The 8588-nt window shown below is 68.2% G+C and carries 7 protein-coding genes; all 7 read right to left on the bottom strand.

Annotation, left to right across the window (positions count from 1 at the left end):
* Nucleotides 1-179: chemotaxis protein CheW (locus ACLV8F_RS24385; protein ID WP_411886781.1), on the bottom strand; the 179-nt coding region annotated here is incomplete at its 3' end.
* A gap of 430 nt (nucleotides 180-609) precedes the next feature.
* On the bottom strand, nucleotides 610-1461 hold the full coding sequence (locus tag ACLV8F_RS24380) for an RNA polymerase sigma factor FliA (RefSeq protein ID WP_411886780.1): 852 nt from the start codon (nucleotides 1459-1461) through the stop codon (nucleotides 610-612).
* Nucleotides 1462-1497: 36 nt separating this feature from the next.
* Nucleotides 1498-2196: a MinD/ParA family protein gene (locus tag ACLV8F_RS24375; RefSeq protein WP_411886779.1), complete on the bottom strand. Its 699-nt coding sequence runs from the start codon at nucleotides 2194-2196 to the stop codon at nucleotides 1498-1500.
* A 10-nt stretch (nucleotides 2197-2206) separates the two neighbouring features.
* Nucleotides 2207-4702: a flagellar biosynthesis protein FlhF gene (flhF, locus tag ACLV8F_RS24370; RefSeq protein ID WP_411886778.1), complete on the bottom strand. Its 2496-nt coding sequence runs from the start codon at nucleotides 4700-4702 to the stop codon at nucleotides 2207-2209.
* Nucleotides 4699-6786 (bottom strand): flagellar biosynthesis protein FlhA, encoded by a 2088-nt coding sequence (gene flhA, locus ACLV8F_RS24365; RefSeq protein WP_411886777.1) that lies wholly within the window; start codon nucleotides 6784-6786, stop codon nucleotides 4699-4701. Before flhA ends, flhF begins: the two co-directional genes overlap by 4 nt.
* A complete protein-coding gene (gene flhB, locus ACLV8F_RS24360; protein ID WP_411886776.1) occupies nucleotides 6783-7952 on the bottom strand; it encodes a flagellar biosynthesis protein FlhB in 1170 nt (389 codons plus the stop codon). Before flhB ends, flhA begins: the two co-directional genes overlap by 4 nt.
* Nucleotides 7953-8363: 411 nt before the next feature.
* Nucleotides 8364-8588, bottom strand: a 225-nt coding sequence (locus ACLV8F_RS24355; RefSeq protein ID WP_411886775.1) for a protein phosphatase CheZ, incomplete at its 5' end; no start/stop codon positions are given.

Here is an 8588-nt window from a genome sequence, read left to right as displayed (position 1 = left end):
CGCAGGTTGACCACACCCTTGATGTGTTCGGGCGCATTGGCGATGCGCGTCACCGTGTCGTAACCGCGCAGCTCCTGCACTTTCTGGATGTCCACGCCGTACTCTTCCTGGCCCAAAGTGAAAGCCAGGAACTCCAGCGCCTTGGCGGCCGGTACGGGATTGTTTGCTACTGCGTGCATGCGCACTCCTTGGAAATCAATGGTGATGGCACGCCGGCCGGGCACAAACCCCGCCGGTGGGCCGGGATGCGGGCGAAAGCGGTATGCCTTCTCCCCTTAACGGCAATATCAGGGAAAACCTTGAGGGCTGGAAATGTCCTGGGGTTGTTGAAGAGACAACCCTTCGACAGGCTCAGGGCGAACGTTCTTTTGCATCTCAATTTATCCGCAGATGACGCAGATTTCCGCAGATTAAAAACAGGAACCCTCTTACTCCCTCCCCCGCTGGGGGAGGGTGGGGGTAGGGGCCAGCGGCCTTTGAAATACTTCCGGCGAAACTTCAGGCGCCGGGGGCCCCCATCCCAACCTTCCCCCAGTGGGGGAAGGCGTAAAAATCTCCAGCCCGTCGACAGGTCAGGACAGGCCAAGCTCAAGGCAAACGGTCGCAAACTCACGACATGGCCTTCGCCGGCTTGGGCCGGGCCGTGGCGGAGGAAGCGGCCGGCTTGCGCGCAGGCGCAGGCGCAGGTGCGGGCGTTGCGGGCGCCTCGCCGCGCGCGGTGCCCAGCAAATCGCCCAAACTGCCGCGCAGCCGGTTGATGGCCTGGCTGTGCAGCTGGCAGACGCGGGACTGGGTCACGTCCAGCACCGCGCCGATTTCGCGCAGGTTCAGCTCTTCTTCGTAATAAAGGCTCAGCAGCAGCTGTTCGCGCTCGGGCAACTGCCCTATGGCCGCGACCAGCTGGCGCCGGAAGTCGCCTTGCAGCAATTGCGTGAGCGGCTCGTCGGCCAGCGCGCGCTTGCCGTGGTCCTGCCGGTCCAGGAAGCTGTTCTCGCGGCTTTCCGAATCGCCGCGGTCGAAGTCTTCGTAATAGACCAGCTGGCAGCCGTGGATTTCCTGCAGCAGCTGCTGGTAGGCCTCCAGCGGCAATTGCAGCTCCTGCGCGATCTCGCTTTCGCTGGGCGCGCGGCCCAGCTTCTGTTCCTGCGCGCGCACCGCCGTCGAGACGCTGCGCGAGGACTTGCGCAGGCCGCGCGACACCCAGTCGTTGGCGCGCAATTCGTCGAGCATGGCGCCGCGTATGCGCTGGCTGGCGTAGGTCTCGAATTTCGCGCCCTGGTCGTCCTGGTATTTTTCAGCCGCGTCCAGCAGCCCCAGCATGCCGACCTGGATCAGGTCGTCCAGCTCCACGCTGGCCGGCAGCCTGGCGATCAATTGCAGCGCCAGCCGGCGCACCAGCGGCGCGTGCTGGGCCAGCAGCGCCGACGGGCAGTTGTCTATTTTTCCCTGGGGGGTGTACATGGCGGATTGCTCCTGCTTTTCAAACGGTCGGGGAATTCAGGCGCCGGCGGCGGCCGGGGACAAGTCACGGCGCGCGGGCATTGCTTCGGGCACGGCGGGCCGCGGGCCTTGCGCCGCGGGCGCGGGCCAGCGCAGCAGGTCGGCGGCGATGCGGTCCACGTCCAGCGCGGCCGGGCTGCCGGGGAAGGCTTCGACCACGCTCATGTTCAGCCAGCGCGCCTGCGCCAGCTGCTCGTCCTCGCGTATGCTGCCGGCCGGCTCCAGCGCCAGCGAGAGGTAGCTCTTCGCGACCGCGGCCAGGTTGACCAGGATGCGGCCGGCTTCGCCCGCATTGGCCGCGCGGTTGACCAGCACCCGCATGCGCCGCGGCGCATGCGCCTGGTGCAGGCGCTTGATGCAGGCATAGGCGGCGGTGATGGTGTCGACCTGCGGCCGCAGCACCACCACCAGCTCGTCGGCCTGGGCGGCCAGCGGCGACAGCCTGCCCTCATCATCCAGCCGCGCATCGACCAGCACCAGCCGGCCCTGGCGGCGCACATAAGGCGACTGCGGTTCGCCGCGTTCATCGAGCACCTGCACGTCCTGCCCCAGCCGGCCCAGCGCCGCCGCGAGGTTCATCGCGACGCTGCTCGCGCCCACGCCGGGCGCGCCGCCCACAAAGGCGACCAGCCGCCCCGGGCTGTTGGCCATCAGGCGCCTGAGCCCGTCGGCCTGGTCGGTGAACGGTGTCTTCACAGGGCCATCCTCAGGTCCGCGCCGCGGGCAGTTGCGGCAGTTGCGAAATTTCCGCAGAGGCGGGCTGCGCCGCCATGCTGACGCCCTCGGTTTCAAACGCATCGAGCAGCACCAGCAGCTTGCCCACGCCTTCCAGCAGCACGGGCGCCGGCACCGGCCGGCCGGGCCGCACGGAGCGCCCGGCCAGTTGCGCCAGCGCCTTGCGCGCCGTGTCGGCCCATTCGTCCTGCAGGCCTTGCAGCAGGAAGACGGTGGTGCAGGCCTGGCCGGCGATCATGCGGCGCGCCGGCGCGGCCGACGCGTCGAGCTGGGCAATGCCCTGCCCCAGGAATTTGAACCAGGGCTCGGCCGCGCTGCGCCAGGCCGGCCACTGCGCCATCTTCTGCGCCGGGGCGCGCACGCCCTTGCCGGCCAGCACATAGCTGTGCGCCAGCACCTTGCCGGTGTCGGCATCGACCATGCGCCTGACCACGCAGCGCAGCACCGGCAAGGACGGCTGCGTGCCGGGCGTGATCTCGTCCAGCGCGGGGCGCAGGCTGACGCGGGCTTCCGCCACCGACATCAGCGCGGCTTTCTTGCGGTAGACCACGGGCCGCGCCGTGCTGAAAGACAAGCCCGCCGCCAGCTTGCCCAGCGTGCCGCGCGCGCCTGTGGCCGCGTCGACGATGCGCAGCGCGGAGCCGGCGCAGGCCGCCCAGTGGCGCCCTTCCTGTTCCCACTGCAGCATCACACCCGCCTCGGGCGCACGCGCGAGCAGCTGCACCACGGTTTTGTCCAGCGCCTGCTTCAGGGCCCAGCGGCCCGGTTCCAATGATTCTTCGCTGTGTCCCGGCCCGGCCAGGTGCTGCAGCGGCGCCGCGAAAGGCTTGCCGCTGCGGTCCGACAGCAGCAGCGTGCCGGCCAGCATTTGCGGGGCGCCGCCTTCTTCCTGCGGCGCCAGGCGCGTCTCGCCGGCCACGGCCAGCACGTAGTCGCCGCACACGGCGGCGCTGTCGGTGGCGGCCTGCGACAGCAAGGCCTGCGCCACGCCGTGTTCGCTCTGCGCATGGCCGCCGCCCACGCTGCCCGAGAGCTGGCGCCACAGCGCGCGGGTTTCCTCAAAACCGATGCCGCCCTGCGACAGCGCGGCGGCGTTGGTGGCCAGCTCCTGCGCGTTGTGCGTCAGGGCCTTGATCAATTGCCGGCATTGCGCGCGCAGGCGCTCGCTGACGGCCTGCGCCTCGGCGGCTTCGGCCGCGGCGGCTTGCGCTTCATCGCCGCCGGCGGCCGGTTTCTCGTCGAGGTCGGACTCGCCGGGCACAAACAACGCGCTGCGGCTTTTGGCCTGGAACACGCTGTCGACCAGCGCCTTGCCGTCGGCCAGCACCAGGTGCTCGGGCACCTTCTGGCCGCTGGAGATGTAATGCACCGGCAGCTGGTGGCGTATCGCCATGTCGATCAGCGCGCCGGGGTGGGTGGATTCGTCGACCTTGGTGAAGATGCAGCCCGCCAGGTCCCAGCCGCTGTCGGCATGGTCGCCATGGCGGTAGGCCCGCACCACTTCATTGAGCGTGTCGCCGTGGCTGGAGGCATTGAGCAGCAGCAGCCGCTTGACCGGCCGGTTGGCGCCGCACAGCATGGCGATCTGCTCCGAGACGGCGCGGTCGCGCTGGCTCATGCCCACCGTGTCTATCAGCACCATGTGTTTGTCGCGCAGGCCTATCAGCACGCGGTCCAGGTCGGCCGCGTCCTTCACCGCATGCACCGACACGCCGAGGATCTGGCCGTAGATGCGCAGTTGCTCGTAAGCGCCTATGCGGTAGCTGTCGGTGGTGACCAGGGCCAGCTTGTCGGCGCCGAAGCGCATCACGCAGCGCGCCGCGAGTTTGGCCGTGGTGGTGGTCTTGCCGACGCCGGTGGGGCCCATCAGCGCGTACACGCCGCCCTGGTCCATCAGCGCGTCTTCGTCTTCGAGCAGCGGCATGCGGCGCGCCAGCTCGGCCTTGGCGTAGTCCATGCCGGCGGCGTGGCTCTGACCCGTGGGCAGGTCCTGCAGCACGTCCTTGGCCAGGCGCGCGCTGAAGCCCGCGCCCAGCAAGGTGCGCAGCAGGTGGCCGCGCACCGGGTCGCGGCGCTGCTTGTCGTTCCAGGCCATGCCGGCGAGTTGTTCTTCGATCATGCCGCGCATGGAATGGATTTCGCGCAGCACGGCGTCGCCTTCGGCCGGGCTTGCATGCGCATGCACGGCGGGAGCGGCTGAAAGCGTCGCGGGCCGCGATGGCGCAGGCGCCACAGTCACGGCAGGCGCGACCTCCGCACCCTCCAGCGCCGCGATGACTTCCACGCCGTCCAGCGTGACGCGATTGGACAGCACCACGGCGTCGGGGCCGAGTCTTTCGCGCACCAGGCGCAGCGCCTCGCGGCTGGAGGGCGCGACGACCTGGAAGGTCGCGGTGGCGCCGGTGGAGCCGGTGGAGCCGGTGGAGCCGGTGGAGCCGGTAGAGGCAGTTGTCGTGCGGGTGTTCAAGTCTTGGCTCCGATCGTGGCGGTCACTTTGATGGTGCGGGTGTCAGGGATCTCGGCGTGCGACAGCACCTTGAGGTCGGGCAGGCTGCGGCGCAGGAAGCGCGCCAGCAGCACGCGCAGCGGGTGCTGCACCACCAGCACCGGCGCCAGCCCGAGTTGCGACTGGCGTTCCATGGCCTGCTGGGCTTCGCGCAGCAGGTTGTCGGCCAGGCCCGGCTCCAGGCCGTTGCTGTTGCTCAGCGCCTGCAGCAGCATGCGGTCCAGCGAGCTGTCCAGGCCTATCACCTGCAGCGCCTCGTTGCCGGGGAAGATGTGCTGCACGATGGCGCGCGACAACGACAGGCGGATCAGCGAAGTCAGCTCGGTGGTGTCGGTCACCGTGGCCGCGTGCTCGGCCAGCACGTCGAGGATGGTGCGCATGTCGCGTATCGGCACGCTTTCGTCCAGCAGGTTCTGCAGCACCTTCTGCAGCGTCGTGAGCGACAGGGTCTTGGGCACCAGGTCCTGCACCAGCATGGGCGATTCCTTGCCGATGCGGTCCAGCAGCTGCTGCACTTCCTGGCGGCCCAGCAGCTCGGCGGCGTGCGCGTGGATCAGGTGGTTCAAATGCGTGGCCACCACGGTGCTGGCGTCGACCACCGTGTAGCCGTAGATCTGCGCCTGCTCGCGCAGGCCGGCGTCTATCCAGATGGCGGGCAGGCCGAAGGCCGGGTCTTTGGTCGGCGTGCCGGGCAGGCTGGAGCTGACCTGCCCCGGGTTGATGGCCATCCACTGGCCCGGGAAGGCCTCGCCGTGGCCGATCTGCACGCCCTTGAGCTTGAGGACGTAGACGTTGGGCTTGATTTCCAGGTTGTCGCGGATGTGCACCACCGGCACCAGGAAGCCGATGTCCTGCGCGAACTTCTTGCGTATGCTTTTGATGCGGCCCAGCAGCTCGCCGTTCTGGCTTTTGTCCACCAGCGAGATCAGCCGGTAGCCGACTTCCAGGCCCAGCGGGTCGACCAGCGCCACGTCGTCCCAGCTGGCTTCCTGCGACTCGGCCGCCGCGGGCGCCGGCGGCGGCTCGGCCTTGGCGGCCGCGCCGGCCACGGCGCGCCGCTGGACGCGGCGCCCCAGCCAGACCAGGCCGCCGGCGATGATCAGGAAAGCGATGTTGGGCATGCCGGGGATCAGGCCCATCAGGCCGATCACGCCGGCCGTCAGGAACAGCACCTGCGGGTTCGCGAACAGCTGGCCGGTGAGCTGGCCGCCCACGTCCTCGTTGGTGGTGACGCGCGAGACGATGACACCGGCCGCCGTGGAAATCACCAGCGCCGGGATTTGCGCGACCAGGCCGTCGCCGATGGCCAGCAGCGTGTAGGTGGTCACCGCCGAATTGAAGTCCAGCCCGTGCTGGGCCATGCCGACGATCAGGCCGCCGACGATGTTGATCACCAGGATCAAGAGGCCGGCCACCGCGTCGCCGCGCACGAACTTGCTGGCGCCGTCCATGGAGCCGTAGAAGTCGGCCTCCTGCGCCACTTCGGCGCGGCGCTGGCGCGCCACGTCCTCGCCGATCAGGCCGGCGTTGAGGTCGGCGTCGATGGCCATCTGCTTGCCCGGCATCGCGTCCAGCGTGAAGCGCGCGCCCACCTCGGCGATGCGGCCCGCGCCCTTGGTGATGACCATGAAGTTGATCACCACCAGGATGATGAAGACCATCACGCCGACGGCGAAATTGCCGCCGACCAGGAAGTGGCCGAAGGCCTCGATGACCTTGCCCGCGGCGTCCGGCCCGGTGTGGCCTTCCATCAGCACCACGCGGGTGGAGGCCACGTTCAGCGACAGGCGCAGCAAGGTGGTGAACAGCAGCACCGAGGGGAAGGCTGCAAAGTCCAGCGCCTTCATGGTGTACATGCTGACCAGCAGCACCATGATGGACAGCGCGATGTTGAAGGTGAACAGCAGGTCCAGCAAAAACGGCGGCAGCGGCAGCACCATCATCGCCAGGATCAGGATGATCAGCACCGGGCCGACCAGGCCCTTGCCCTGGTTGCCGGCCATCATCTGCCGCGGCAGGCGCATCAATGTATCGGCCAGCGTCATGCGGCGTTTCCTGTGGGTTCTGTTGTCGTGCCCGCCAGGGCAAGGGGATCAAGGGAGTCGGGCACCGGCAGGTCGCGCGGCGTGCGCGGCGTGGCGCCGCCTTCGGCCGCGCGCTGCAGCTGGTAGGCCCAGGCCAGCACTTCGGCCACGGCCGCATACAGCGCCGCCGGGATTTCGTCGCCCAGCTTGGTGTGGCGGTAGAGCGCGCGCGTCAGCGGCGGCGCTTCCAGCACCGGTATCTTGTGTTCCTCGGCCATGGCGCGTATGCGCAGCGCCACCAGGTCGGTGCCCTTGGCGATGACGCGCGGCGCGCGCATGTCCTTGTCGATGTACTTGAGGGCGACCGCGAAGTGCGTCGGGTTGGTGACGATGATGTCGGCCTTGGGCACCTCGGCCATCATGCGGCGCTTGGCCATCTGTTGCTGCGCCCGGCGTATCTGCGCCTTGACCTGCGGGTCGCCGTCGCTTTCTTTTTGTTCCTGGCGCAGGTCCTCGCGCGACATGCGCAGCTTGTGCGCATGGCTCCACAGCTGGTAGGGCACGTCGATGCCGGCCACCAGCAGCAGCGAGGCGATGATGAGCGCGCAGCTGCCGGCCACCAGGTGCAGGGTGTGCGGCAGCGCGGCGCGCGAAGGTTCGCTGAGCAGCGCCATGATGGCGGCCAGGTCGTCCATGATGACCCACCATGCGACGCCCCCGACCAGCAGCGACTTGATGATGGTCTTGACCAGTTCGGCCAGCGTCTCGACCGAGAACATGCGGCCTATGCCGGCGATGGGGTTGAGCTTGGAAAAATTCGGCGCCAGCGACTTGCCCGAGAGCAGCCAGCCGCCCAGCAGCATGGGCGCCACCAGCGCGGCCACCAGCATCAGCATGAGCACAGGCATCAGCGCCTGCATGGCGTGCAGCACGGCGGAACCGGCCTGGTTCATCATGTGCGCGGGGTCGAAGGCCGAGGCGCGCTCGAACTGCAGGCCGTTGCGCAGCGCGCTGTCGAAGTGCCCGCCCATCATCTCGCCCAGGACCCACACCCCGCCCACGCCGGTGCTCAGCATGACGAAGGTGACAAGCTCCCGCGACCGCGCAACCTGGCCTTCTTCGCGCGCCTTTTCCAGGCGACGCGGCGAGGCCGGTTCGGTTTTTTCGAGATCACTTTCTTCCGACATCAATGCTCCGCTGCGCGAGGCGCGAACGGCGCCTTGTCATCAGAATTATTGGAGTGGGGGCCCAAAATCGATCTGGGAAACAGGCCATGTAACAGGCTGTTCTTTGGGCAATAAGGGGGTGGCCTGCCTTGGGCCCGTTACCGTTCGCCCTGAGCCTGCCGAAGGGTTCGACAGTTTCACGCGGGGCTTCGATACCTCAGCCCGAACGGGATGGAGCGTCGGCCCCGAAACGAGGCTTCGATACCTCAGCCCGAACGGGGTGGAGAGTCGGCCCCGAAACGAGGCTTCGACAGGCTCAGCCCGAACGGACAAGAAACCTCGGCCCGAACGGAGAGGAAACCTCAACCCCGAACGTGGTGGTTTTTAAAAACCCCACAAACCCCGTTCGCCCTGAGGTATCGAAGGGCCGGCCTAGAACCCCAGGCTGGCCAGCAAATCATCCACCTGGTCCTGGCCGTCCACCGCGTCAGGCACGCCGGTCTTGATCTGCGGCCCGTTGAGCAGGCCGTTGCCGGCCTCCTGCCGCTTTTCGGGCGGGGCGTTGTCGATCAGCAGCTGCAGCAGCTGCGTCTCCATGTCCTTGATCACGTCCATCATCTTCTTGATGACCTGGCCGGTCAGGTCCTGGAAGTCCTG

It is taken from the genome of Polaromonas sp. YR568 (assembly GCF_943369675.1).
Lineage (GTDB): Bacteria > Pseudomonadota > Gammaproteobacteria > Burkholderiales > Burkholderiaceae_C > Polaromonas.
The sequence above is the reverse complement of the archived record's forward strand: the minus strand, read 5'-3'. Positions and strand labels throughout refer to the sequence as shown.

What these genes read in the sequence shown, in the direction of transcription:
- ACLV8F_RS24380 (WP_411886780.1), bottom strand. Translation starts at nt 1,461, where the DNA reads ATGTACACCCCCCAGGGAAAAATAGACAACTGCCCGTCGGCGCTGCTG.
- flhA (WP_411886777.1), bottom strand. Translation starts at nt 6,786, where the DNA reads ATGACGCTGGCCGATACATTGATGCGCCTGCCGCGGCAGATGATGGCC.
- flhB (WP_411886776.1), bottom strand. Translation starts at nt 7,952, where the DNA reads ATGTCGGAAGAAAGTGATCTCGAAAAAACCGAACCGGCCTCGCCGCGT.